Source organism: Variovorax paradoxus, assembly GCF_009755665.1.
Taxonomy (GTDB): Bacteria; Pseudomonadota; Gammaproteobacteria; order Burkholderiales; family Burkholderiaceae_C; genus Variovorax; species Variovorax paradoxus_G.
Genome location: NZ_CP046622.1, coordinates 422,639 through 445,245 on the forward strand (window position 1 = coordinate 422,639; position 22,607 = coordinate 445,245).

16 protein-coding genes are annotated in these 22,607 nt (G+C 66.3%); 5 read left to right on the forward strand and 11 right to left on the reverse strand.

The window, feature by feature from the left end; genetic code table 11:
* The 9 genes from GOQ09_RS02015 to GOQ09_RS02055 all read right to left on the reverse strand — a co-directional run bounded on the left by GOQ09_RS02015 (position 1) and on the right by GOQ09_RS02055 (position 12,991).
* The gene (locus GOQ09_RS02015) at positions 1-921 is read right to left on the reverse strand and encodes a branched-chain amino acid ABC transporter permease (RefSeq protein ID WP_157611647.1); all 921 of its coding nucleotides are present in this window, start codon (positions 919-921) and stop codon (positions 1-3) included.
* Positions 918-2,123, reverse strand: a complete 1,206-nt coding sequence (locus GOQ09_RS02020) for an ABC transporter substrate-binding protein (protein ID WP_157611648.1) — start codon at positions 2,121-2,123, stop codon at positions 918-920. Before GOQ09_RS02020 ends, GOQ09_RS02015 begins: the two co-directional genes overlap by 4 nt.
* A gap of 173 nt (positions 2,124-2,296) precedes the next feature.
* Complete coding sequence (gene atpE / locus GOQ09_RS02025; protein WP_157611649.1) at positions 2,297-2,536, reverse strand: F0F1 ATP synthase subunit C; 240 nt, start codon at positions 2,534-2,536, stop codon at positions 2,297-2,299.
* A 139-nt stretch (positions 2,537-2,675) separates the two neighbouring features.
* Entirely contained in the window at positions 2,676-7,397 is a 4,722-nt protein-coding gene (locus tag GOQ09_RS02030) for a LamG-like jellyroll fold domain-containing protein (protein WP_157611650.1), read from the reverse strand.
* Between the two features lie 150 nt (positions 7,398-7,547).
* Positions 7,548-8,399, reverse strand: a complete 852-nt coding sequence (locus GOQ09_RS02035) for a class I fructose-bisphosphate aldolase (RefSeq protein WP_157611651.1) — start codon at positions 8,397-8,399, stop codon at positions 7,548-7,550.
* Positions 8,400-8,440: 41 nt separating this feature from the next.
* Positions 8,441-9,433, reverse strand: a complete 993-nt coding sequence (locus GOQ09_RS02040; RefSeq protein ID WP_157611652.1) for an aldo/keto reductase — start codon at positions 9,431-9,433, stop codon at positions 8,441-8,443.
* Positions 9,430-10,446, reverse strand: a complete 1,017-nt coding sequence (locus tag GOQ09_RS02045) for an ABC transporter permease (RefSeq protein WP_157611653.1) — start codon at positions 10,444-10,446, stop codon at positions 9,430-9,432. The genes GOQ09_RS02040 and GOQ09_RS02045 overlap by 4 nt, the downstream gene beginning before the upstream one ends.
* Complete coding sequence (locus GOQ09_RS02050; protein WP_157611654.1) at positions 10,443-11,954, reverse strand: sugar ABC transporter ATP-binding protein; 1,512 nt, start codon at positions 11,952-11,954, stop codon at positions 10,443-10,445. The genes GOQ09_RS02045 and GOQ09_RS02050 overlap by 4 nt, the downstream gene beginning before the upstream one ends.
* Positions 11,951-12,991: a substrate-binding domain-containing protein gene (locus GOQ09_RS02055; RefSeq protein ID WP_157611655.1), complete on the reverse strand. Its 1,041-nt coding sequence runs from the start codon at positions 12,989-12,991 to the stop codon at positions 11,951-11,953. Before GOQ09_RS02055 ends, GOQ09_RS02050 begins: the two co-directional genes overlap by 4 nt.
* A 180-nt stretch (positions 12,992-13,171) precedes the next feature.
* Between GOQ09_RS02055 and GOQ09_RS02060 the strand changes: the two genes are divergently transcribed.
* The 3 genes from GOQ09_RS02060 to GOQ09_RS02070 are packed head-to-tail and all read left to right on the forward strand — an operon-like array spanning position 13,172 to position 17,240.
* Positions 13,172-14,659: an FGGY family carbohydrate kinase gene (locus GOQ09_RS02060; RefSeq protein ID WP_157611656.1), complete on the forward strand. Its 1,488-nt coding sequence runs from the start codon at positions 13,172-13,174 to the stop codon at positions 14,657-14,659.
* 58 nt (positions 14,660-14,717) lie between these two features.
* On the forward strand, positions 14,718-16,481 hold the full coding sequence (locus GOQ09_RS02065; RefSeq protein WP_157611657.1) for a glycerol-3-phosphate dehydrogenase/oxidase: 1,764 nt from the start codon (positions 14,718-14,720) through the stop codon (positions 16,479-16,481).
* Between the two features lie 21 nt (positions 16,482-16,502).
* The gene (locus tag GOQ09_RS02070; RefSeq protein WP_431769307.1) at positions 16,503-17,240 is read left to right on the forward strand and encodes a GntR family transcriptional regulator; all 738 of its coding nucleotides are present in this window, start codon (positions 16,503-16,505) and stop codon (positions 17,238-17,240) included.
* A 10-nt stretch (positions 17,241-17,250) separates the two neighbouring features.
* Here the strand turns inward: GOQ09_RS02070 and GOQ09_RS02075 are convergent, their stop codons facing one another.
* Positions 17,251-18,141, reverse strand: a complete 891-nt coding sequence (locus GOQ09_RS02075) for a DMT family transporter (RefSeq protein ID WP_157611659.1) — start codon at positions 18,139-18,141, stop codon at positions 17,251-17,253.
* Positions 18,142-18,243: 102 nt separating this feature from the next.
* Here GOQ09_RS02075 and GOQ09_RS02080 point away from each other — a divergent pair, with 102 nt between their 5' ends.
* The gene (locus GOQ09_RS02080; protein WP_157611660.1) at positions 18,244-19,014 is read left to right on the forward strand and encodes a hypothetical protein; all 771 of its coding nucleotides are present in this window, start codon (positions 18,244-18,246) and stop codon (positions 19,012-19,014) included.
* A gap of 90 nt (positions 19,015-19,104) precedes the next feature.
* A complete protein-coding gene (locus GOQ09_RS02085; protein ID WP_157611661.1) occupies positions 19,105-19,497 on the forward strand; it encodes a hypothetical protein in 393 nt (130 codons plus the stop codon).
* A 21-nt stretch (positions 19,498-19,518) separates the two neighbouring features.
* Here GOQ09_RS02085 and uvrA read toward each other — a convergent pair whose 3' ends face one another.
* Entirely contained in the window at positions 19,519-22,605 is a 3,087-nt protein-coding gene (gene uvrA / locus GOQ09_RS02090; protein WP_157611662.1) for an excinuclease ABC subunit UvrA, read from the reverse strand.
* Positions 22,606-22,607: the final 2 nt, after the last annotated feature.

Genomic DNA, 22,607 nt, shown 5'->3' on the forward strand with positions numbered 1-22,607 from the left:
TCACGACCGCGCCGAAAAGAGGCCGGAGGGCCGGAAGATGAGGACGACCACCATCAGCGCATACATCGCCACTTCGGCGAACAGCGGACCCAGGTCGGCGGCCGTGGCCGGCGGCAGCGTGGCGCGCAGCAGCATCGGCACGAAGGCGCGGCCGATGGTGTCGACCACGCCCACCAGCAGGGCGGCCACGAAGGCGCCGCGCACCGAGCCGATGCCGCCGATCACCAGCACCACCAGCGCCGGAATCAGGATGGCTTCGCCCATGCCCACCTGCACCGCGACGATGGGCCCCATCAGCGCGCCGGCCAGTGCAGCCAGCGCCGCGCCGAGCAGGAACACGCCGTTGAAGATGCGGCCCACGCGCACACCCATCAGCTCGGCCATCGGCCGGTCTGAAGCGCCGGCGCGCACCCGCATGCCGATGCGCGTGTGATTGACCAACAGGTACAGCGCGAGCGCCACCAGCAGACCGCCGGCAAGGATCACGAGGCGATACGCCGGGTAGGGCAGGCCGTCGACCAGATTGATTGGCCCGGACAGCGCGGCCGGTGTCGGTGCCATCACCGGCGACGGCCCCCAGGTCATCTTGACGATGTCGTCCGCCACCAGGATGACGCCGAAGGTGGCGAGCACCTGCGCGAGGTGGTCGCGTGTGTACAGGCGCCGCATCAGCAGCACTTCGAGCAGCAGCGCCACCACCACCGTCACCGCCACCGCGATGACGATGGCTGCGGTGAACGAACCGGTGCGCGTGTGCGCCTCGGCGGCCACGTAGGCGCCCGACATGAAGAGCGAGCCATGCGCCAGGTTCAGCACGTCCATGATGCCGAACACCAGCGTGAGCCCCGCCGCCAGCAGGAACAGCATCAGCCCATAGCCGAGGCCGTTGAGCAGTTGCTCGAGAACGAGGATGCCGCTCACTTGAGGGGGCACTTTGCGGCGTACGAGTCGCCGTAGTTCGTGAGAACGGTATTGATCAGCTTGTTCGTGACCTTGCCCTGCGCATCCTTGCCGATCACGCGCAGGTAGAAGTTCTCGATCGGAAAGTGATTGTTCGCATACTTGAAGGTGCCGCGCGTCGAAGCGTAGTTGGCCTTCTTCAGTGCGGCCACCACGGCTTCGCGGTTCTGCGCGTTGCCGCCGGCCTGCTTCACGGCGGCGTCCATTGCAAGAATGGCGTCATAGGCCTGCGCTGCGTATACCGATGGATAGCGGCCGTTGTATTCCTTTCGGAAGGCGGCCACGAAGGCCTTGTTGGCGGCGTTGTCCAGGTCGTGCGCCCAGTGCGAGGTGTTGAACAGGCCGAGCATCGGTTCGCCCACGGCGCCGATCACGTCCTCGTCGGCCGAGAAGCCGCTGGTCACGAGCGTGATGTCCTTCGAGAGGCCGGCGCCGACGAACTGCTTGATGAAGTTGATGCCCATTGCGCCGGGCAGGAAGAAGTAGATCGAGTCGGGCTTGGCCGCGCGCAACTGCGCGAGCTCGGCCGCGTAGTCGATCTGGCCGAGCTTGGTGTAGAGCTCGTCGGCCACCTGGCCCTTGAACTGGCGCTTGAAGCCGCCCAGAGCGTCCTTGCCGGCGGGATAGTTCGGCGCAATGAGCACGGTCTTCTTGAAGCCGCGGTCCTGCGCGAACTTGCCGGCGGCCTCATGGAACTGGTCGTTCTGGTAGGCGGTGCCGAAGAAGAACGCATTGCACTGTGCGCCCGCAAACTGGCTGGGGCCGGCGTTGGCCGAAAGATAGGGCACCTTGGCGTTGAACAGCGTCGGGCCGACGGCCAGCGCCACGTTGGAGCCGATGGGACCGCTGAAAATATCGATCTTGTCGCGCTGGATCATGCGGTCGACCAGCTGCTTGGCCTGGTCGGGGCTGCCGGCCATGTCGGCCTGCACAAACTCCACGTCCTGCCCGCCGAGCTTGCCGCCCAGCTGCTTGATGCCAAGCGCAAAGCCGTCGCGCGCCTCGGCGCCCAACGCCGCGAACGGACCCGAAATGTCGAGTGCCAGGCCCACCTTGACCGGCGCGGCCATGGCGGAGACCGCACCGCCAAGGGCTGCACCGCAGAGCAGCAGCGAAAGCAGGGTGCGCGGCAGCGCGGGCAACTTCGGGGACGGGTGGCTCATGGGTTCTCCAGGGCAAAGAAAGGGTGAAACGATGTCCTTGGCACCGCGCCATGCGGTGCCAAGGACATCGAACAGTTGATAGCTAAATACTTTAACCATAAACAATTCGGTGTCAACGGTGCTAGCACGAATGGTGCCAGTGAATCGTGTCACTTCCTGGTGCGCGGATCGCCTCAGCCGAAGGGGCTGGCCGTGGCAAACCACAGGCCGATGCCGGTGGCGATGATGAACGCGCCGTCGGTCACGCCCGCCACCAGAAAGAACTTGGTCTGCAGCGCGTCGATCATCTCGGGTTGGCGCGCGCTGCTTTCGAGAAACTTCTGCCCGACGAGCGCAATACCCAGGCAGGAACCAAGCGCCGCGATGCCGATCAGCAGGGCCACTGCAAGCGGAAGGATGTTGAAGCCGGTCATGGTGTTTTCTCCTGGTTGGTTGATCGATGGAGGTACTTTCTCAAAGCGGGTGCGTGCGGTCCATGACGCCGGAGGTCATCGGCAGGACGAAAAAAAGCCGGCCGCGAGAGGCGGCCGGCTTTCAAGGAACGTCAGCGCGTCAGGGCAGCTGGGTCCAGTTCTGGTTCGTGCCGCCGTTGCAGGTCCAGGTGATGAGCGCGGTGTCCTGCGCCGTCGCGCCGCCAGGCACGTCCAGGCACGAGCCCGAGGCGCGGTTGCGGATGCTTCCGCCCACCAGGCTCCACTGCGCCGTGTTGCCGGCCGAGCAGGCCACCTGCACCACGGGCGCATTGGTGGTCGCCGTGCCGTTCTGCGCCAGGCACAGCCCGCTGTGCTCGGCCACGAACTGCACGTAGCCGCCGGTGATGCTGTTCACCGTGAACTTCTCGTTGCCCGCGTTGCCGCAGGGCCACTGCACAGCCGTGGTGCCGCTGGTGGTGAGCGCGCCCTTGATGTTCACGCACATCGTGGGGTTCAGGTCGGAGCGCAGGCGCGTGACCACGGCCGGGGCCGTGTCCAGCGATCGCACGTACTCGCGCAGCGCCACCACGTCCGTTGCCGGCAAGCTCGATGCGTTGCCGTGGCCGCCGCTCAGTACATCCTGCAAGGTGGCGGCCTGTCCGTTGTGGAAGAAGGCCGTGGTGTTCCAGGTGCCCGAGAGCGTAGGCGTGTCGAAACCCAGGCCCGCCAGCGGCTGGTTGATGCCCTTGCCGGAGGAAAGCTGGATCGTGCCCACGTCGTGCCTGAGGCCGTCGCGGAAGGTGCCACCGGTGTGGCAGGTGGCGCACTGCGCCGTGTTGAACACGGTCTGGCCCCGCACCGCCTCCACGCTCAGGCTGCCGTCCGCCGCACGCGCCGGGCTGCGCATGTACTTGTTCAGCGAACTCAGGTAGGCCGCAAGGTCGTCCAGCTGCGCATTCTTGCCGGCCTTGGGCGCGCCCAGCGGATCGGACGTGGCCGCGAAGTCGGCATTGCTCAAGAAGCCCGTTCCGCCGAACTCGTTGCGGATGTCGTTCTCGAAGTCCTGCACCTCGTCGAAGTTGGCGGTCCAGTGCATCTTGCCGTGGCCCGCGCCGCGCTTGCCCATGAGGCTGATGGTGCGTCGGAGGCCTTCGCCGCGCTGGGTGAAGTCCCACACCATGCCGTCGTCGCCGCCGTCGGCATGGCAGCTTGCGCACGAGATGTAGTTGTCCTTGCTCATGCGCCGGTCGGAGGCGTTGTAGAACACCTGCTTGCCGCGCAAGGCCGCGGCCGCCATCGGCTCCTGCGCCACCGTCGGCACGTTCTGCAGGAAGGTTGCGGCATTGGTCTCCGAGCTCAGCACCAGGGCCACGTCGTGCACCGATACCGAGCGCGCCAGGAAGTTGTTGACGAACAGCCGCTTGCGTGCCGCGTCCAGGTACAGGCCGTGCGGCGCGCTGCTGGCGTTGATCTCGCCGCGCACCGCGCGGCTGTAGGGGTCGACGATGGCCACGCGGTTGCCTTCCATCTGCGCCACGAACAGGTAGTCTCCCGATGGAGAGAACAGCGCGGCGCGCGCGGGTGCGCGGTCGTCGAAGTCGATCTGCTCGTCGAACACTTCAGCGGCGGTCTGCAGGTTGACCTGCGAGAGGATGGAGCGCACCGTCTGGTCGTGCAGCAGGTTGTTGCCGTCCCTGAACTTGCCGCGCACGATGTTGTCCTTCTTCGAAGGCAGTACAGCGCGCCTGCCGTCGGGCGAGATCACGACCTGGCTCAGGTAGTTGGCCACGCCGCGCGCGCGGCTCTCGGTGTCGACCGTGGTGGTGTCCACCGGCAGCGCGATGGCGGTCATCGCGCTCATGCTCTGCAGGTTCACCTTGTGCAACTGGCCGCCGGTCATCTTCGACTTGAAGCGGGTGACATACGCCACCTGTGCGTCCGAGCTCACCGCAATGCCGCGCAGGCTGCCTTCGAGCGCGACCGCGCCGGTGGTGGCGCCGTTGCTCGGGTCGAAGCTCATCAGCACCGACTTGCTCTCCAGCGTCAGCAGGCCCTTCGTACCGTCGGGCGTGAAGGCCACGCCGTAGGGGCCGCTGCCGTAGGCCAGCGGCACCGTGGCCGAGAGGCTGCCGTCGGCCGCGCTGAGCGCCACCAGCTTGTCTTCGCCCTGCACCGTGACCCAGATGCGTCCATCGGGGCCCACCGCCAGCGTCTTCGGCTCGTCGCCCACGCGCACTTCCCAGCGCTTGGCCAGGGTTTGTGCGTCGATGGCGGCGACCGTGCCGCTGTCGGGGTTGACCGAGTAGACCGAATTCGCATCGCCCGCGATGTTGGTGGTGTGCGTGGGCGCCCGCGGCGTGGTTGGGGCGATCACCGTGAGGTTGTAGGTGTAGAAGGTCTCGCGCCCGCTCGCGTCGCGCACCGTGAGCGTCACGGTGTAGTGGCCCGGCCGCGTGTAGGTGTAGGTATAGCGCGGCTGGGTGGAGTAGGCCGTCTGCGTGCCGTCGCCGAAGTTCCAGCGGAACTGCGCGCCGCCGCTGCCGAGCGTGGCCGGGTCGAACACCAGCTGGCCGTTGACGATCTTCGGCCCGCCGCCGATGCCGGGGTCCCCGATGACGGCTTGCCCGCGCAGCGTGGCCACCTGGCCGTCGGTAAGCACGCGGCTGTACACGCGCACTTCCGCCAGCGTGCCCTTGAACAGATCGGTGTTGCCCTGGATCTGGCCCATGACCTGGAACTTGTTCGCCAGCCCCTTGGTGCCGGTGAGACCCGTGGAGCTGGTCTTCACGCCGTCCACGTACATGGTCTGCGCGCCCGAGGCCGCGTCGCGGGTCATTACGACGTGGTGCCAGTTGCCGTCGTTCACGGCCGCCTGCGAACGGGTGCCCGGGTTGTTGGTGGCCTTGTTGGCCACCGAGAGATTCATGAAGCCGCTGCCGTCGATCCAGCCCCAGAACACATCGTCCGCGCCGTTGGCCTGGTCGCGCCCGAAGATCCCGGGCGCGGTCCACGGGTTGGCGCTGCCGGCCTGCGTGGTCTTCATGTAGAAGCTCAGCGAGGCGGTGCCGCCGAGCACCGTGGCGACGGTGTCGTTCTTCAGCGGCACGCCGGCGGTGCGCGCCGCGAAGTTCATGCCGATGCTCTCGAACGCATCGCCCGACGCCGGCGTGCCGTTGTTGCTGCCGATCTGGTCGGAGAGGTTGCCCGCCAGCGTCCAGTAGTGCTGCAGGTTGATGTCGGTCGCGTTGCCGGTGTTGAAGACCGACTTGAAGTCGGCGCCGATGGCATTGCCCGCATAGTCCTTCACGCCGTTGGCGGGCAGGAACACCTCGTAGCTGGTGCCCGGCTGCAGAGGCTGCTCGGGGTGGAAGTTGATGATGCCCAGCTGCACGCTGTAGGTGCCCGCGAGCGTGTTGCCGCCCACCGCGCGCACGACGAAGGTGTTGGCGTTGACGCTCTCGGGGCGGATGTTGTCGGTCATGCCGATGCCGATGCGCGAGGTGAGCGCCTGCTGCTTCGCGCCGTTGGCCGGCGAAACCTGTTTCACTTCAGGCTTGGTGATGTCGGGGTCTACCGCATGCACGACGAAGCCGCTGCCTGAGCCGTGGTCGTTGCCCACGAAGACGAGGTTGCCGAACATCGCAACCTGGCCGTTGTCCGAATGCGAGAAGTTCGGGTCGTCCTCGCGCAAGATGCTGCCGCGGCCCACCTCCACATGGTTCAGCGGATTGCTCACGTCGACCTTGTGGATGCGCGTTTGCGCGCCCTGGATGACGTAGTTGTCCTGCGTGGCGCAGTACAGCTGCTCGTCGATGACCAGCCGGTTGTCCTCGGCCACGAAGCGCGAGCGGTCGCCCAGGTCGTAGCTGTACATCTTGGCGCCGCCGCCGCGCGTCGAGACGTGCAGGCTCTTGCCGTCGAAGCAGGTGGCGTAGTAGAACGGCGTGGTGCCCACAATGGAATCGAGCACCTTGGGGTTGAGCGGGTCGGAGATGTCGAGGCTCGCGAACCCGCCGTTGCTTTCCATCGCGGTCAGCACCATGTGGTTGCCCATGGTGAAGATCGGGCCGATCCGGAAGTTGCCGAGCTCACCCGTGGGCACCGGGTTGGGCTTGCCCGCGCCGCGGTTCGCAACCACGGCGTTTGCCGGGTCCGTCGCGTCGACAATGAACATGCCGCGCCCCGCCGAGGCCACGTACAGGTAGGGCGCCTGCCACCAGAGCTGCCAGGCGACATTCTCGTAGTCGCCGGAGTTGACGCCAGGCAGCGCCAGCTTCTTCACCTGCTTGATGTCGTTGATGTCGGTGAAGTCCCAGAACTCCACTCCGTTGATGCTGGGCAGCACCACGTACGTCTTGCCGCCGATCTTGGCCGTGCCGAAGGAGTGCGTTTCGCGGAACTCCTTGGTGCGGGCCTCGGGTTCGTAGATCTTCTTGACCAGCTGGATCTGGCGCGGGTTCGACACGTCGTACAGCAGGAAGCCGCCCGGGCCCAGGCCGCTGTCAGGCGCGAACGAGGTGAGGAAGTAGCCGTTGATCATGATGCCCGCGTTCATGCCGTAGTCCTTGCGGCCGGGGTACGTGGCGGGCACCTCGCGCGACTCGTAGGCGCTGCTGTGCGCCGGATCGAGCGGGTGGTTGGGGCTGGTGATCATCGACACGGGCTTGAACAGCTCGGCCGATGTGTAGGTGAGGTTGCCGAGGCCCGGCCCCTGCAGCGGGAGCGGGTCGGCCATGGCTTCGGCAACCGCCGTCGCCATGTTGTCGAGGGTGGTCATCGGGCTGACCCCGGTGACGGCCGCATGCGTCAGCAATGTGACGAGCGGGGCCAGGAACGCCATCAAGAAATACCGGATCTTCATCGTCGCCTCCAGATTGTTAGAAGTTCGCAGGGCAACCCGTTGCTCGACCCCTCTCCAGTGCGCGCGCAGGACGCACCCCGGCAGGCGACGGGTGCATCGCCTGCCGTGCTGATTTCTTCTTGGTTCTTGCGCCGGCGCTCGCTCTTTGTCTTACTTGGCGCCGCCCGATTCGTAGAGGGCCCAGGCCTCCCTGGCACTCGCGCCGCGGTGGATCATGGCCATCAGCGCGTTCACCACCGCGGAGGGGTTGGCGTGCTGGTACACGTTGCGCCCGTACACCATGCCGACGGCACCCTGGTCCAGCAGTGCGCGCGAGCGCGCGAACACCTGCTGCAGGTCTTCGCGCCCGCCGCCGCGCACGAGCACCGGGCAACGCGCCGCCTGCACCACGCGGTGGAAGTCGGCAGGGTCGCTGGTCGGGTCGGCCTTGACGATGTCGGCGCCCATTTCGCGCGCAAGGCGCACCAGCGTGACGATTTTTTCGGCGTCGCCGTCGACCTGGTAGCGGCTGCCCGGCGTGGGCGACTGCATCACCAGCGGCTCGATCATCAGCGGCATGCCGTAGCGGTCGCAGTCGGCACGCACGCGCGCGATGTTCTGCACGCACTGGCGAAACAGGTCGGGCTCGTTCGGCAGCATGAAGAGGTTGACCACCACGCAGGCCGCGTCGCGCTGCACGGCCGGCAGCACCGGGTCATGCTCGTTCTGCAGCTGCGCCCACATCACGCGGTGCAGCGTGGCGTTGTAGGGGTTGCCCATGTCGATGCGCATCACCAGTGCGGGCTTGTCGCGGCCGGGGCGGTCCTGCAGCAGGTCGGACTGTCCGTAGTTGAGCTGGATCGCATCGGGCCCGGCGGCCAGGAGCTTGTCCATGACCTGGGGCATGTCCTCCAGGCCGTCGAGGAACGAGGGCTCGTTGCACACGCCGTGGTCCAGGGCAATGTCCAGGCAGCGGCCGTTGGTCAGCAGCCGGTTGAGCCGCGCTGTCTTGTCTTTCGACATGGAAAGAACTCCTTGTTGGGGTCGGAAAAAGAAGGGAAAGGTCAGGCGAGCGCGCCCAGGTGTCGCTTGGCCGCGGCGTCGATCTGCCGCAGGGCGTCGTCGCCCAGCTCGACGGCGCCAGCGCCCGCGTTCTCGATGGCCTGCTGGCGCACGCGTGCGCCGCACAGCGCCAGGGAGACGGTGCCACGTGCAATGGTCCAGGCAATCATCAACTGGGCGAACGAACAGCCCAGTTGCGTGCGCAGCGGATCGAGCTCTTCGAAGAAGGCCTTGAGCTTGGAGCGGTTGGCTTCGCTGAAGCGCGGATTGCTCGCACGCTGGTCGTCGCCCTTGAACTCGCGTGCCGGATCGATCGGGCCGGCAAGCAGGCCGAGCGCGAGCGAGGAGTAGCCCAGCACCGCCACATTGTGCTCGCTGCACAAGGGCGCGAGCGTGGTCTCGATCTCGCGGTCGATCAGGCTGTAGCGCTCCTGCGCCGCATCGACCGGGCCATGGCGCAGGTACTCGGCAAGCGTCTCGGGGCTCACGTTGCTCACGCCGATGGCGCGGATCTTTCCCTGCTTCTTCAGCTCCAGCAGCGCATCCATGGTCTCGGCCACCGGCGTAGTGCTGTCCTGCCAGTGCGTGATGTAGAGGTCGATGTAGTCTGTCTGCAGGCGCTTCAGGCTCTCTTCGCATTCATGGAAGATCGAGTCGCGGCCGAGATAGCGGTACACCGGGTGCCCGTCTTCCTCGAAGAAATGCGTGCCCTTTTGCGTGTGCCACACCAGGCCGCACTTGGTGGCGATCACGGCCTCGTGGCGCCACCCCTTGAGCGCCGTGCCCACGATGCTCTCCGAGCGCCCCAGGCCGTAGGCCGGCGCGGTGTCGATCAGGTTCACGCCCGCGTCCAGGGAGGCCTGGATGGCGACGACGGCCGCCGCGTTGTCCCCGCCGCCCCACATCCACCCGCCCATGGCCCAGGTGCCCAGGCCGATGGCCGAGCATTCGATGCCCGACGGGCCCAGCGTGGTCTTCTTCATCTCGCTCTTCATCTGGTCTTCTTTCTCGTGTTCAGGAGGTGGTCGATGGTCACGGCCGCGAGCAGGATCAGGCCCTTGATCACGTCCTGCCAGTAAGGCGACACATCCAGCAGGATCAGCGAGCTGGTCACCACCGACAGCAGCGCCAGGCCGAGCACCGCGCCCAGCACCGTGCCGGAGCCGCCCTTGAGGCTGGCCCCGCCGATCACCGCGGCTGCGATCACGTTGAGCTCCATGCCCACGCCGAAGGTGGGCGTGGCCGCGCCGAAGCGCGCCGTGTAGATCACGCCCGCAAGGCCGGCCGATGCAGCGCACAGCACCGTGACCCAGAATTTCACGCGGCCCACGCGAATGCCCGAATACAGCGCCGCCTTTTCGTTGCTGCCGGTGTAGAACACGCGCCGCAGCAAGGTGGAGCGACGCAGCACGAAGTCGCTCACGACGACGATGGCAATGAAGATCAGGATGACCGCGGGAACGCCGAACAGCGTGCCCTGCCCGATGAACTTGAACTCGGCCGGCAGCGAGAACAGCGACTGCGGCGTGCCCTGCGTGAGCGCGAGGCACAGCCCGCGCACGATCACCATGAAGGCCAGCGATGCAATGAAGTGGTTGAGCCCGATGCGGGTGACGCAGCCGCCGATCATTGCGCCGATGAGCCCGCTTGCGCCAATGGCCACCAGGCTCGCGAGCCACGGGTCCACGCCCATCAAGAAGAGCTTGCCCGTGACCACCATCGCAAAGCAGACCACCGAGCCCACCGAAAGATCGATGCCCCCGACGATCAGCAGGATGGTCATGCCGACCACCACGATGCCTTCGATGGAGAACGACAGCAGCATCGCGCGCACGTTCTCCCAGGTCAGGAAGTAGGGCGACGCAAAGCTCATCGCCACGCACAGCACCGCAATGATCAGCAGCAGGCCCATCTCGCGCATGCTGGTGAGCTTGTTGGTGGGTTTTGCGGGGCCGCCTCCTGACTGCCTGGGTGCGAGGCCCGCATCGAGTTGTGCCGGGTAGTTCATGCCATCTCCTGTTCGCAGAGTCCGGAGGCGAGCCGCAGCAGGGCTTCCTCCGTCATTTCGTTGGAATTCAATTCGCCGGCCAGCCGTCCGTCGCGGATCACCAGCGCCCGGTCGCACAGGCCGATGATCTCGGGCAGCTCCGAAGAGATCACGATCACGCCCACGCCCTGGTTCGCGAGCTCGCGAAGGATGTGGTGGATCTCGGACTTCGCGCCCACGTCCACGCCGCGCGTGGGCTCGTCCATCAGCAGCACCGATGGGTTGGTGGCCAGCAGCTTGGCAATGGCCACCTTCTGCTGGTTGCCGCCCGAAAGGCTCGACACCTCGATGGCCACGCCGTCCGACTTGAGGTTGAGCTTGGCGCCCAGCTCGCGTGCCAGGCGGTGTTCGGCCGAGCGCTGCAGCAGGCCCCAGGCGGAGCTCACGCGCCGCAGCGCCATCGAAGAGATGTTCTGCGCAATCGGCAGGTCGAGGTACACGCCCGCGGCCTTGCGGTCTTCGCTGAGGTAGGCGATGCCTTCGCGCAGCGCGTCGCTGTACTTGCGGATGGAAAGCGTCTTGCCGTTCAGGCGCACCGTGCCTTGCGTGGCGGTGCGCAGGCCGCACAGCGTTTCGGCCAGTTCGCTGCGGCCGGCGCCCATCAGGCCTGCAATGCCGAGGATCTCGCCGCGCTTCAGTGCAAACGAGATGCCGTGTACGCGCTCGCCGTCGGCAATGCCGGTCACTTCGAGCACCGGCCCGGACGGCTCGGCGCCCTGCTGCTTGGGCGGGTAGTAGTTGCCGAGCTCGCGGCCCACCATGCGGCGCACCAGCTCGTCGGCCGTCAGCCCGGCCAGCGGCCCGCAATGCACGTTGCGCCCGTCGCGCAGCACCGTGACGCGGTCGCAGTGCGTGAATATTTCAGCCATGCGGTGGCTGATGTAGATGATGCCGATGCCCTGCGCCTTCAGGTCGTGCAGCACGCGGAAGAGCGCGGCCGATTCGTTGTCGGTGAGCGCGGCCGTGGGCTCGTCGAGGATCAGCACCTTGCAGTCGAGTGTGAGCGCCTTGGCAATCTCCACCAGCTGCTGGCTTGAAATGCTGAGTTCGCTCACGGGCGCGGCAGGGTCTATGTCCTGCCCGAGCCGCGCCAGCACTTCGGCCGCGCGCGCATTCAGGCTGGCGTAGTTCATCCAGGCCTGCTTGCCCGCGTTGATCTCGGGCATGAAGATGTTTTCGGCCACGGTGGCGTCGGCGCACAGCGCGATCTCCTGGTGCACCAGGCCGATGCCCAGGCGCATGGCGTGCGCCGGGCCGTCGATGACCGCCTTCTTGCCGTTGAGAACGATGTCGCCTTCGTCGGGCCGGTGGATGCCGTCGATGATGTTCATCAGCGTCGACTTGCCCGCGCCGTTTTCGCCGCACAGGGCGTGGATCTCGCCCGCGCGCAGCGAGAAGTCCACGCCCGAGAGCGCGCGCGAAGCGCCGAAGCGCTTGCTGATGCCGCGCAGTTCGAGCAATTCGCTCACTCCCCGATTCCCTTGGTGCCGCGGCGCGCGAGGTACTTGTCCCAGTAGAAGTCGTCGGCATTGGCCTTGCTGACCACCGACAGGCCGTTGTCCAGGAACGGCACCGACATGGGATTGGTGCCGTTGCGCTTGGCGTCGTTCATCGGGTCGATGAGCGAAGGGTTCTTGGCCAGGAACAGCATCATCATGCCCATGTAGCCCTGCATGCCCTGGTTGGGGTTGATGGCGCCGAACACGTCGCCGGCCTTGATCATGTCGAGGATCTTGGCGTTCACGTCGCAGCACATCACGCGGATGTTCTTCTTCGATTCGATCTTGGCCTGCGCCGCACCCAAAGCCGAGTTGGCTTCGGGCATGAACAGCGCACCCAGGTTCGGGTTGGCCTGCGCCAGGCTCAGCACCGCCTGGTAGGCCTTGCTCGGGTCCTGGTTGCTGGCGGCGCGGCCCACCAGCTTCATGCCGGCGTGCTTGGTCTTCATGCGGTTGATGAAGGCCGCGATGCGGCGGTCGTGGTTGTCCTGACCGGGGTTCTCGAGCACCGCGTATTCGCCCTTGCCGCCCAGCGCCGCGGCAATCGCGTCCGCCGCCTGCGTGCCTTCGCGGTCGTTGTCAGAGGTGACGAACGATGCGCGCTTGGAGTTGGGCGAGTCGGCCGCGAAGGTCACGACCGGGATGCCCATGGCCACCGCCCGGTTGATCGGCTCGATGAACGGGTCGGGGTTCATCGGGTGCAGCAGGATGCCCGCGGGCTTGCGCGCCAGCTCCTGCTCGAACGAGGCCAGCTGCTTGTTCACGTCGTACTCGGGCGTGCCGGTGTAGCGCGTGCGCACGCCCAGCGTGCGGCCGAGCTGCTTCATCATTTCGTAGACCGGAAACCAGTATTCGACGCCCGACACCATCACGTTCATCACGTACACGTCGTTCGCGTTGCCGCGCAATCCGGTGGCGGCGGCCGTGGGGGTGGACTGCGCAAATGCGCTGGTGCCGGCCAGGCCGATACCGGCGGCCGCAGCGGACTTCAGGAAATTTCGCCTCATCTTGTGTCTCCTCGCGTTGACTGGCAGAGCTTGCGACCTGCCTTTGGAGAGCAGATCTTTGGGACCTCGTTGTCACGACAGTTGTTATGACAGGTAGAATGTAATCGCGGGTTGTTTGCCGCGATAACTAGGGGAAACGCTACTGGCAAGCCGCTTTCAAGTCGCAGAAGCTGTTATGACATGAAGCCAAACATATTGATCGGCGTCGACATGGGCTCGAGCAGCCTGAAGGCGCTGGCCCTCGAAGCTGCGAGCGGCCGCACCGTTGCGTTGTCCCGCATGCCCCTGCCGCACGACCGGCTGGCCGGCGGCGGCTGCGAGGTGGGCGCGCACGCCATCCGCGAGGCGTTGACGCATGTGCTGCGCGACGTTGCCCGACAACTCGGCCCGCGCACGGCCGAGGTTCGCGCCATGGCCTGCACCGGCCACGGCGCCGGCCTCTATGCGCTCGATGTCAACGGCCAGCTCCTTGGCGGGCGTGCCGTCGCCTCCACCGACCAGCGCGCCGATGCGCGTGCGCGCGCCCTGGCGGCAAGCCATGGCGCGCAGTTGTTCGAAGAGGTGGGCTGCAGCCCCTGGCCCGGGCAGCCGACGGTGATCGCCGCCGAGTTGCTGGGCGCGGACGCCGTGCAGCGCGGCGAGCTGCGCCGCCTGCTGTTCGCCAAGGACTACCTCGGTTTTCTGCTCACCGGCGAAATTGCGACCGACGCGAGCGATGCGAGCACCGCCGGGCTGGCGTCGCTTGCCACCGGCAACTGGTCGCAGGCGGCTTTCGATGCGTCGGGCATTGCGGAGCTTGGCGCGCATGCCTTCGGCCCCATCGTGCCGAGCGGCACCGTCATCGGAAAACTGCGGCCTTCGGAGGCGGCGCTGTGCGGATTGCCCGCGGGCATTCCGGTGGCGACGGGCGCCATCGACCTGCTCGCCTCGATGACGGCGATTGGCGCGGAGGCACGCGGCCGCGCGGTATCGGTGTTCGGCACCTGGTGCGTCAACGCCGTGGTCGGGCCGGTGCTGGAGCCCAAGCCCGCCGTCGCAGCCATCGTGAATTTCGGCCACACCAACGAGCGGCTCTACATGGAGAACAGCCCGTCTTCGATGGCCAACATCGCCTGGCTGGCGGGCGTGCTCGCACTGCCCGATTCACGCGCGGTGGTGGACCTGGCCATGACGGTGCCGCTCGGCGCCGGCGGCCTGCGCTTTCTTCCCTTCGTCAATGGCGGAGGCGGCGTGACTGCCGGCTTCGTGGGCCTCAAGAGCCATCACACGCGCGCCGACATGGCGCGTGCCGTGGTCGATTCCGTTGCAGCACTGCATGCGCGGCACACGGCGCGCCTTGCCGCGGCCGGCCTCGCGGTTGGCGAAACGACGGTGCTCGGCGGCGGCGCGGGCGATGCACGCCTCGTGCGCCTGCTCGTGGCCTTTCTCGGCCGACCGGTCGAGCGCTGTGCCGACGACGAGACCGGCGCGCGCGGCGCCGCAATCTACGCGGCCATGTCGCAAGGCCTCGACGACGCGGCCCAGGGCAGCCCCTTGCTCGCGCCTTGCGAAGTGATCGAACCCAATGCACGGGACGCCAGCGCCCATGCGGATTTCAACGCCGGTTTCAACGAACTGATCGACAGCATGTCACCTGTATTCACCCACCTTGCGGGAGGCGCGAGATGAGCGCCGCCCGGCTGCCCGAAGACGCTCGCACCGCAGCGCGCAGCGCGGAGGTTTTTCTATGAGCGCTTGGCAATTGCCCTTCGTGCGTCCCGCCTCGCTGGCGGGGCGGCATTTCTCCACTGTGATCGTGGGCGCCGGCATCAACGGCGTCGGCGTGTTCCGCGACCTGTCGCTGCAGCGCGTCGACTGCCTGATCGTCGACAAGGGCGACTTTGGCGCCGGCGCCAGCAGCGCGCCCTCGCGGATGATCCACGGCGGCCTGCGCTACCTGGAGAGCGGCAGCTTTTCATTGGTGGCCGAAGCCACGCGCGAGCGCAACCTGCTGCTGCGCAATGCGCCGCATCTGGTGCGGCCGCTCAAGACGGTGGTGCCGCTTGCCAACTTCTTCGGCGGGCTGATGAGCAGTGCGCTCAAGTTCTTCGGGCGCACGCCGCCGCAGCGCACGCGCGGCCTGCTGGCCGTGGCGCTGGGCCTGCGGCTGTATGACCTGCTGGGGCGCCGCCAGCGCGTGATGCCCGGCCACCGCATCAGCCGCGTGCCCTCGGCTGACCGCGGTTTGTTCCGCGCGGCCATCCGCTGGACCGCCACCTTTTTCGACGCGTGGATCAGCCATCCCGAATGGCTCATTCTCGAACTCATCGGCGATGCCTGCCGCGACCAGCCGCGCTCCGCGGCCGCGAACTACTGCCGCGTGATGGGCTGCGCGGGCAACATCCTTACGCTGCGCGACGAGATCACCGGCGCGCTCGTACGCGTAACCGCCGACACCGTGGTGAACGCCACCGGCGCGTGGCTGGACCGCAGCGCGGCGGTGCTCGGTGGTGCCGGCCCGCGCGTGATGGGCACCAAGGGCTCGCACCTGGTGCTCGACCATCCGGCGCTGCGCGACGCGCTCGACGGCCGCATGGCCTACTTCGAGGCGGTGGATGGGCGCGTGTGCATCGTCTACCCGTTTCTGGACCGCGTGCTGGTGGGTTCCACCGACATTCCGGTGGAAGACCCGGACCAGATCGTCACCGAGCCGGCGGAGGTCGACTACCTGATCGACGTGCTTCGCGAGGTCTTTCCGAACATGGCTTTCGGCCGCGGCGACGTGGTCTACACCTACGTTGGCGTGCGGCCGCTCGCGCGTTCGGATGCCGACAAGCCGGGCCAGATTTCGCGCGACCACTCGGTGGTGGTCGATCCGCCGAATGCCACGCGCGACATTGCCATCGTCGGCCTCGTCGGCGGCAAGTGGACCACCTTTCGCTCGCTGGCCGAAGAAGCCACCAGCGAAGTGCTGCAGCTGCTGGGCCGCTCGCGCACCGCATCGACCGAGCTGCTGCCCATCGGCGGCGGTGCGGAGCTGCCGGCCGATGCATCGGCGACCGACCGCTTCATCGAGAAGATGATGATCGCGTCGGGCATGGACCGCACGCGTGCGCTGAACCTGCTGGCGCGCTACGGCTCCAAGGCGCTGCCGCTGGCGCAGCGCCTTGCGGCGTCGGGCGACGTGCCGCTCGAGCATGCGCCGGATTATTCGGCCGCCGAACTGTCGTACCTGTGCCTTGAAACCGGCGTGGTGCACCTGGACGACCTCGTGATTCGCCGCACGCTGCTGGCCATTCGCGGCCTGGTCACCGACGCGGCCCTGGCCGAGATTGCGGCTGTTGCGGCCGAGGCTCTGGGCTGGGACGCCGTGCATGCCCATAACGAGCTGTGCGCCTGCGCCACGGCGCTGCGCGAGCGACACAACGTACGCCTTCATGCCGTGCCCGCGGGCGAAAAACCTTCTTTCGATGCATCATTGATGGCCAACCCAGTGCTTGGCCAAGCCTAAAAAGTGAACAGTCCCAACGACATGTCGACCGTGCTCGACCGCAACTCCGAATCGCCGCTGTGGGCGCAGTTTCGCGACACCATTCGCCTGCAGATCCTGCAAGGCGTGCTGCCCATCGGCGCCAAGCTGCCCTCCGAGGCGGAACTGGGCGAGCAGTTCGGCATTTCGCGCATCGTGGTGCGCGAGGCGTTGGCCGACCTGGTGCGCAACAACCTCATCTACAAGATCAAGGGGCGCGGTGCCTTCGTGTCGGCGCGCGAGCGCGACGAAGACTTTGTTTCCACCGTGCTGGGCTTCTCCGACGAGATGGAACGCAAGGGCCGCTCGGTGCGCACGCAAATCCTCACGCAGGAACTGCGCTCGCCCACCGCGCAAGAGGCCGCGTCGCTGGGCCTGGCCGACGACACGCAGGTGGTGGCGCTCAAGCGCCTGCGCAGCGTCGACGGCGAACTGCGCCTCTTGGTCGAGACCGTTGTGCCGGCCGACCTGGCACCCGGGCTGCACCGCGCACGCCTGGAAGACCGTTCGCTCTACGACGTGCTGCGCCGGCAATACGGCCTGCGCCTGGTGCGGGCCGAGCGCTGGATCGATGCGGTGCTGCCCGATGCCGAAACCTGCAAGCTGCTCGACCTGCCGCAGCCCGAGCCGCTGCTGCGCATCGAGTCGATTGCCTATGGCGCCAACGGCCGGCCGCTGGAGCACTACCGCGCGCTGCACCGCTGCAAGACGAGCCGCCTGCACGTGCAGACGACGACCTGAGTCTTCTCCGTCAGGTCTTGGCGGTGCTGCGCGAAGGCCAGAGCACCGAGGCGATGGCCACCATCATCAGCGCGACGGCGATCCAGTCCTGCCAGTGCACGACTTCGCCCAGCCACACCGCGCCGCTGAACACGCCGAGCACCGGAATGAACATCACGCTCAGCGTCGATGCCACCGGCGGAAGGCCGCGCGCCAGGTAGAACCACGCCGCGTGCGCAAAGCCGAAGATCAGCACGGCGTTATAGAGAATCGAACCCCAGGTCACGTGGCCCGGCCAGCGCCACTGGTCGCGCTCGAAGAGCAGCGTGAGCACCGTCATCACGACAGCCGTCATCGCCGTCATCCAGAACGAGAGCGTGAGCGTGGGCAGCCCGATGCGGGTGTGCCGCAGCAGCTGCGTGCCCAATGCCCAGGTTGCCGCAGCCGCCAATGCGAGCGCCACGTAGCCGGGCCGCCCCGCCAAGTCGGTGAGCTCGTGCCAGAGCAGCAGCCCCACGCCCACCGCGCAGGCACCCACGCCGATCCATGCGCGCCGCGTGAGCACGGCAGAGAACAGCAACGCGCCGATCACGGCCGAGAACACCGGCATCGTGTAGCCGAGGATTGCCGCGCGCCCGCCCGAGAGCGCCTTCACCGCAAGAATGATGCAGGCATGCCAGACGAACATGTTGGTGGCGCCCAGCCACACCAGCTCGGGCCATGCGCTTCGCGGCACGCGGAACGGCACCTTCATCCACACCAGCGCGAGGCCCAGCACCGGAAGGCCGAGCCAGATGGAAATGGCGCGAAACGCGAGCGGCGGATAGTCCGCCACGCCGAGTTTCATCACGGGCCAGTTGAGGCCCCATGCAAGGGTGAGGAGAACGAGCAGGACGAACTGGCGCGGCGTGAAGGAGGGCATTGGCCGCGATTGTGGCGCGGCTTGCGCATTCGTGCAGCCGCGTCGGGAACGTGAGCCTTTCGTGGCCCTACAAAAAGCGGCTTGCACGCCTAGAATGCCCTTATGGAAGCGCAAGAGTTGTTGATTGCTTTGCACGACGAGTCGGCGGGATACGAAATCTCGCCCGACAGAGTGCCGCTGTCTGTGCTGCGTGCCTTTGCCAAGGACGTGGATGAGTTTTTGCGTGGCGACGGCAACGAAGTCGATACAAATGCGCTGGATGTCTCTGTCGTGAATGGGTCGCTGGGTATCCGGACAGCACCCACTGCCAATCCGGTCTTGTTGAGCGACTTGCAAAAGCTGGCCAACGATCAACAAATGGACGGCGTGAGTTTGAAGCGCCGCGCGGTGATCGAGAGATGGCAGAAAAACGCACGTTCTGGGCGTCAGTGGCGTGTGAGCATCGAATCTAATTTCCTGCCAGCGGGGATTGTCATCAGCGCCTCGTCCGACTTTCATGCCGACGATGCAGATCAATGGGTTCGCGTGGAGCGGTATGTGCGTGGCGAGATCGAAGACATGGGCGGACACAGCAAACCGAATGCCCACATTCGCCTGCCTGATGGCAAGGCACTCCTCGTAGAGGCGGCGCGTGAAATGCTTCGGGACGAAAAGACCAATCGTCTGTACAAGCCCGCGATGATCCGAATCGTTGCCGAATACAACGTGGTGACGCGTGAATACCGGGGTGCTCGGCTGCTTGAATTTGTCGAACACGAAAGCCGGTTCGACGAAAAGGCTCTTGATCGCCTCACCCAACGCGGGGTCAAGGCATGGAGGGATGTGCCCGACGCGGGCACTTGGGTCGACGAGCTTCGGGGAAGCAAGGAGTGAGCGCGATCCTGCTCGATACGAGCTATCTGATCTCGTTGGCTGATCCGGCGCGCTCACCATCGCGTCGCGGTCAGCTATCTTCGCGAAGCCTTGAAGCGCGGTGTGCCGCTGTACCTTTCGGCGGTCGCGGCTTCGGAATTTCAGGTCAAGCAGGCCGTGACCGATCTGCCATTGCGCAATTTCGAAGTGCTGCCATTCAACATCGATCACGCCATGCAGGCTGGCTTGTTGATGCGAGATATCAAGCGGGATGCTGGCGACGATCGCAGTGCGGTCAAGGACGACATCAAGCTGATCGCCCAGGCAATCTGCGAATCGTTAACGCATATCCTCACAGAGGATGCCCAGACTCTGGTGAAGTACCTGGACCGACTGAACAAGGCAGGTACCAGCAGTGTGAAATCCATCTTGCTGGCCGATGGTTTCGATGCAGCCTGGTTTGACAACGGACAGCGCGGACTGTTGAGCGATCTGAACGATTGAGCGTTGCCACTCAATCGGCTCTCAGTTCGGCAACAACCGTTTGAGGTAGCGCCCCGTGTGGCTGGCCTCATTGGCCGCGATGTCTTCCGGCGTGCCTTCGCCCACCACCGTGCCGCCGCCGGCGCCGCCCTCCGGGCCCATGTCGACGAGCCAGTCGGCCGTCTTGATGACGTCCAGGTTGTGCTCGATCACGACGATGGTGTTGCCCGCGTCGCGCAGCTGGTGCAGCACCTTCAGCAGCAGTTCGATGTCGGCAAAGTGCAGGCCAGTGGTCGGCTCGTCCAGGATGTAGAGCGTGCGGCCGGTGTCGCGCTTGCTGAGCTCCAGTGCAAGTTTCACGCGCTGCGCCTCGCCGCCCGAGAGCGTGGTGGCCGACTGGCCGAGCTTGATATATGAAAGGCCCACGTCGAGCAGCGTGCGCAGCTTGCGCTCGATGGTCGGCACGGCTTTCAAAAACTCGTGCGCCACCTCGACCGTCATCTCGAGGATCTGCGCGATGTTCTTGCCCTTGTACTGAACCTCGAGCGTCTCGCGGTTGTACCGCTGGCCGTGGCACACCTCGCAGGGCACGTACACGTCGGGCAGAAAGTGCATCTCGACCTTCACCACGCCGTCGCCCTGGCAGGCCTCGCAGCGGCCGCCCGCCACGTTGAAGCTGAAGCGGCCCGGGCCGTAGCCGCGTTCGCGCGCGGTGTTGGTCTCGGCCATCAGCTCGCGAATGGGCGTGAACAGGCCCGTGTAGGTGGCCGGGTTGCTGCGCGGCGTGCGGCCGATGGGCGATTGGTCGACGTTGATGACCTTGTCGAAATACTCGATGCCCTCGACCGACTCGTGCGCGGCCGGCTCTTCGTGCGCGCGGTAGAGCGTGCGCGCCACGGCGGTGTAGAGCGTGTCGTTCACCAGAGTCGATTTGCCTGAGCCCGAAACGCCCGTGACGCAGGTCAGCAGACCGACCGGAAAGGCCACGCTCACGTTCTTCAGGTTGTTGCCGGTGGCGCCGACCACGCGGATTTCCTGCAGGTCGGTCTGCGAGGCAAGGTGCGCCGCTTCGCGCGCGGCGCGCCGTTCGGCGGCGGGGCTCGGCGGAAAGCGCGAGGCCTTCTTGCCTTCGTTGAAGGCCGGCTTCTTCACGACCGGCAGCCAGGCGGTGCGGTGCTTGGGCACTTCGATCTTCTTGGTGCCCGAAAGGTATTGGCCAGTGAGCGAGTCGGGGTTGGCCGACACCTCGGCATAGGTGCCCTGCGCCATCACGCGGCCGCCGTGCACGCCGGCACCGGGGCCCATGTCGATCACGTGGTCGGCGGCATGGATCATGTCCTCGTCGTGCTCGACCACGATCACGCTGTTGCCGATGTCGCGCAGGTGCTTCAGCGTGCCGATGAGGCGGTCGTTGTCGCGCTGGTGCAGGCCGATGCTGGGCTCATCGAGCACGTACATCACGCCCGTGAGGCCGGAGCCGATTTGCGAGGCCAGGCGGATGCGCTGCGCCTCGCCGCCCGAGAGCGTTTCGGCGCTGCGGTCCAGGCTCAGGTAGTTCAGGCCCACGTCGTTCAGGAACTTGAGGCGCAAGCCGATCTCGCGCACCACCTTGTCGGCGATGTCGGCCTTGGCACCGCGCAGCTTCAGGTTTTGGAACCAGGCGAGCGAATCGCGCAGCGTGAGATGACTCAATTCGAAAATCGCCATGCGCGGCGGCTCGCCACCATCGGCGGGGCGGTTCGATTCATCGACCAGGAATACGTTGCGCGCCTCGGGCCTGAGGCGCGAGCCGCCGCAGTCGGGACACGGCTGCAGGTTGCGAAAGCGCGCGAGGTCTTCGCGCACCATCACCGAATCGGTCTCCCGGTAGCGCCGCGTCATGTTCGGGATGATGCCCTCGAAGGGGTGCTTCTTCGTGAGCTTCTTGCCCGCGAAGTTGCCCGATTCCATGGTGTAGTTGAACTTGATCTCTTCGGCCGCCGAGCCGTGCAGCAGCACCTGCTGCACCGAGGCGGGCAGGGATTCGAAGGGCGCGTCGACGTCGAACTTGTAGTGCTTCGCAACGCTCTCGATCATGCTGAAGTAGTAGCTGTTGCGGCGGTCCCAACCCTTGATGGCGCCGCTGGCCAGCGAGAGCGACGGGAAGGCCACCACGCGCGCCGGGTCGAACACCTCGCGGTGGCCGAGGCCGTCGCAGCTCGGGCAGGCGCCCACGGGCGAGTTGAACGAGAAAAGGCGCGGCTCCAGTTCCGATAGCGAGTAGTGGCAGATCGGGCACGCGAACTTGGCGTTGAACAGGTGCTCCTTGTCGGGCGCTCCCTCGGCGCCCAGCTCCAGCGCAATGGCGCGGCCTTCTGCAAGACGCAGCGCCGCCTCGAAGCTCTCGGCCAGGCGCTGCTGCATGTCGGGGCGCGCGCGCAGCCGGTCGATCACCACGTCGATGTCGTGCTTCTCGGTCTTCTTGAGCTTGGGCAGGTCGTTGTATTCGTAGGTTTGCCCGTCGACGCGGAAGCGCACGTAGCCGGCGGCCTGCATTTCGGCGAAGAGCTCCAGGAACTCGCCTTTCTTCTCGCGCGCCACGGGCGCGAGGATCATCAGGCGCGGCTCATTGGCAATGGCAAGCGTGGCATCGACCATTTGCGACACCGTTTGCGCCTGCAGCGGCAGGTGGTGCTCGGGGCAGTAGGGCGTGCCGGCGCGTGCATAAAGCAGGCGCAGGTAGTCGTGGATCTCGGTCACCGTGCCCACGGTGGAGCGCGGGTTGTGGCTGGTGGCCTTCTGCTCGATGCTGATGGCGGGCGAGAGGCCCTCGATCACGTCGACGTCGGGCTTGTCCATGAGCTGCAGAAACTGCCGCGCATAGGCCGAGAGGCTTTCCACGTAGCGCCGCTGCCCTTCGGCATACAGCGTGTCGAAAGCCAGGCTCGACTTGCCCGAGCCCGACAGGCCGGTGATGACCACCAGCTTGTTGCGCGGAATGTCGAGGTCGACGTTCTTCAGGTTGTGGGTGCGCGCACCGCGGATGCTGATGCGCTGCTGCGCGAGCACGGCGCCCAGGTAGGCGTCGCGTTCCGGGTTGTCAGTTGCGGGGGATTTCAAGGGTTCGATCGTCCGAGGGCAACCGAACATGA

What these genes read in the sequence shown, in the direction of transcription:
- GOQ09_RS02020 (WP_157611648.1), bottom strand. Translation starts at nt 2,123, where the DNA reads ATGAGCCACCCGTCCCCGAAGTTGCCCGCGCTGCCGCGCACCCTGCTT.
- atpE (WP_157611649.1), bottom strand. Translation starts at nt 2,536, where the DNA reads ATGACCGGCTTCAACATCCTTCCGCTTGCAGTGGCCCTGCTGATCGGC.
- GOQ09_RS02030 (WP_157611650.1), bottom strand. Translation starts at nt 7,397, where the DNA reads ATGAAGATCCGGTATTTCTTGATGGCGTTCCTGGCCCCGCTCGTCACA.
- GOQ09_RS02035 (WP_157611651.1), bottom strand. Translation starts at nt 8,399, where the DNA reads ATGTCGAAAGACAAGACAGCGCGGCTCAACCGGCTGCTGACCAACGGC.
- GOQ09_RS02040 (WP_157611652.1), bottom strand. Translation starts at nt 9,433, where the DNA reads ATGAAGAGCGAGATGAAGAAGACCACGCTGGGCCCGTCGGGCATCGAA.
- GOQ09_RS02045 (WP_157611653.1), bottom strand. Translation starts at nt 10,446, where the DNA reads ATGAACTACCCGGCACAACTCGATGCGGGCCTCGCACCCAGGCAGTCA.
- GOQ09_RS02055 (WP_157611655.1), bottom strand. Translation starts at nt 12,991, where the DNA reads ATGAGGCGAAATTTCCTGAAGTCCGCTGCGGCCGCCGGTATCGGCCTG.
- GOQ09_RS02060 (WP_157611656.1), top strand. Translation starts at nt 13,172, where the DNA reads ATGAAGCCAAACATATTGATCGGCGTCGACATGGGCTCGAGCAGCCTG.
- GOQ09_RS02065 (WP_157611657.1), top strand. Translation starts at nt 14,718, where the DNA reads ATGAGCGCTTGGCAATTGCCCTTCGTGCGTCCCGCCTCGCTGGCGGGG.
- GOQ09_RS02070 (WP_431769307.1), top strand. Translation starts at nt 16,503, where the DNA reads ATGTCGACCGTGCTCGACCGCAACTCCGAATCGCCGCTGTGGGCGCAG.
- GOQ09_RS02075 (WP_157611659.1), bottom strand. Translation starts at nt 18,141, where the DNA reads ATGCCCTCCTTCACGCCGCGCCAGTTCGTCCTGCTCGTTCTCCTCACC.
- GOQ09_RS02080 (WP_157611660.1), top strand. Translation starts at nt 18,244, where the DNA reads ATGGAAGCGCAAGAGTTGTTGATTGCTTTGCACGACGAGTCGGCGGGA.
- uvrA (WP_157611662.1), bottom strand. Translation starts at nt 22,605, where the DNA reads ATGTTCGGTTGCCCTCGGACGATCGAACCCTTGAAATCCCCCGCAACT.